The sequence below is a fragment of the Bartonella sp. AA78NXGY genome (genome assembly GCF_042197005.1).
Lineage (GTDB): Bacteria > Pseudomonadota > Alphaproteobacteria > Rhizobiales > Rhizobiaceae > Bartonella.
Window position 1 is genome coordinate 1 of the sequence record NZ_JBHIRI010000051.1, and the last position, 2,689, is coordinate 2,689.

Genomic DNA, 2,689 nt, shown 5'->3' on the forward strand with positions numbered 1-2,689 from the left:
GTGAGGGAATTGAGTTAACACATCCAGTGATACTTAACAGAGCTATACAACTCAATAGTTTTAAGATTTTCTTCATTCTTCCCCTCTTTCAATGGATTTATTTACAATAAACAGCTCATAAGCTTGTTGATATTTTCTGTCACCGCTGTTTAAACAACGGTGAACAATATTGAAATGGTTGCTTGAGGAAACAATCCCGCACAGGCATGTAAAAACGTGAGTGTGGGGATTGTCGGTCATCACAAACAAAACTTAAGGTTTGCATTCAGGTTGTACTGGACTTCTTTTACAAAAAGGGCTGTTTAAGCGCTTTTCGACACTTCTCTTCGGGATGACAGCACCAGGCTGACAAATGGGAAGGTCTCTACCGTTAAAAGGAGAACACCAGCTAGCTCTCCCTTTATAATGGAATCCTGCTTGGATCATGCAAGCATCAATCGTTGCATTCTCATTGTTGCTTAACTTTTGAACTTCATCCTCAAGATAATTAAGGTGTGGCAAACCACACTCTAGCAATGCTTTTCCTACCTCCGTAGAATCTGCTCCTAGCTTCTCCCACACAGCCGTCTCTCCTCGAGGAGGTTTATCAATGTTTTCAATATCACATCCAGCAACCGTTAACAGAATGAGCAGGCTTAATAAATTAAACAACATTTTCATTTTTTGTTCCCTGTTCTCGTTGAATAAAGTTTGTTAAAACTAAATGAACCATAATTAATTTGACACTCACGACTCGCATCAGCATAACAATTATGGGGGCTCGGGTTAAGTCCCCAGACCGCTCTCCCCATCTCTCTGATTGGATTAGTTGCTATAGTAAATAAACTGTTTGCTGCAAATATCGTCATATAAAAAGGATTTTTTATACCTTTCTCCAAAAGTGAAAAATCTAGATTAAAAGGTGCCTTATAAGCCGTAGGCCAATTGTAACCAATCACTGTACTAATGGGATCTAACATATGACCTTGTGTGTAGATATAATTTTTTTCGCCATCGCTTAGATAATCTACTGTATTGGCCATCGATTGCATGTGAGCAGCCGCTCTAACAAGATAGAAGTCTGTTTTCTTGGCTACACCGTGGATACCATGTTCTTGCAAGTCATTTGCTCCATTGCTTACTGTTATGGTACCACGGCTATGCGCACTAACAATCGCCCCTGTATTGCCATAACGATAGATAAAATCTTGTAACTTCTTGGTCGAATTACTCCATCTCCCAAAATATTCATAAATCGCTACTCCGTACTCTACGAGCCTGTCTTTAGCTTGTGGGTGGTATGTAAAATAAAGGGGTTCATGTTCATTATCAGCTAAGTGGACAGCATTACCGGCTGCTTCATCTGGTGTGTTAAAAATACCATTATAGAACATACGCCTGTTGCCATCAGAGCCAGCTTGTAAATGCTGCTCATCTTCAGCATTTAAAAAGTGATACAGAGTAATATATTCTCCATCGCTGTCTTTTATAGGTTTTCCATTTTCATCGGTTAAATAGAGGACATTGCCATTTTCATCATGCAAAATCTCACCTACTGGATGTTCTTTAACATTTGCGACTTCGCGCACTTTGTCCCAGTATCCCAATCCTTCATCCGATAAATCATTGATCATATCTACGCGATTATGCACTGCTCCCTCAAGCGGTGCGACATCTAGCTGTCCTACTGCTTGGTGTGCTGCTGCGGTGTTGCGGTTGAGAGAGCCAATGATTTGTCCAGCATCTTGCCCCATCGCCCTCTGTCCAGTTGTATCAGTAAGGATGATAGTCCCATCGCTGATAGCAGATTTGGTTTCCCCTTCTACTCCATCATGCGCTTTTTAGAGGCTTCAGCATTACGCTTTTTAGGAGCTTCGGCATTACGCTTTTTAGGAGCTTCAGCATTACGCTTTTTAGGGGCTTCAGCATTACGCTTTTTAGGGGCTACATCATTGCGCTTTTTAGGGGCTACATCATTGCGCTTTTTAGGGGCTACATCATTGTGCTTTTTAGGGGCTACATCATTGCGCTTTTTAGGGGCTACATCATTGTGCTTTTTAGGGGCTTCAGCATTACGCTTTTTAGAGGCTTCAGCATTGCGCTTTTTAGGGGCTACATCATTGCGCTTTTTAGGGGCTGCATCATTGCGCTTTTTAGGGGCTACATCATTGTGCTTTTTAGGGGCTACATCATTGTGCTTTTTAGGGGCTTCAGCATTACGCTTTTTAGAGGCTTCAGCATTGCGCTTTTTAGGGGCTTCAGCATTGCGCTTTTTAGGGGCTTCAGCATTACGCTTTTTAGGGGCTTCAGCATTACGCTTTTTAGGGGCTTCAGCATTACGCTTTTTAGGGGCTACATCATTGCGCTTTTTAGGGGCTTCAGCATTACGCTTTTTAGAGGCTTCAGCATTGTGCTTTTTAGGAGCTTCAGCATTACGCTTTTTAGAGGCTACATCATTGCGCTTTTTAGAGGATTCTTCACTATATTTTTTATAGGCTTTATCGCTGTATTTAAATCCTTCTTCCAGCAATTGTGTTGCCATTTTACGATCTTCACCAGCTGTTTGTTCCAGCTTAGTGACATCTATTTGTGATACACCCTTATGAGCTTCAGCGGTATTACGGTTAAGGGAAGCTATGGTTTGATCAACGCCTTGCCCTGTCAATGCCTTCTGCCCTGCTTCATCAGTAATGACGATGGTGCCATCGCT

At 41.9% G+C, this 2,689-nt stretch carries 2 protein-coding genes and 1 pseudogene; all 3 read right to left on the minus strand.

Going from position 1 to position 2,689, the window contains the following annotated elements:
- Nucleotides 1-252 precede the first annotated feature (252 nt).
- Nucleotides 253-660, minus strand: a complete 408-nt coding sequence (locus ACFINL_RS09495; protein ID WP_375623805.1) for a hypothetical protein — start codon at nucleotides 658-660, stop codon at nucleotides 253-255.
- Nucleotides 657-1,733, minus strand: coding sequence for a filamentous hemagglutinin (locus tag ACFINL_RS09500; RefSeq protein WP_375651471.1), 1,077 nt, complete (start codon nucleotides 1,731-1,733; stop codon nucleotides 657-659). The genes ACFINL_RS09495 and ACFINL_RS09500 overlap by 4 nt, the downstream gene beginning before the upstream one ends.
- 68 nt (nucleotides 1,734-1,801) lie before the next feature.
- A pseudogene (locus ACFINL_RS09505) lies at nucleotides 1,802-2,689 on the minus strand (hypothetical protein); the annotation flags it as partial.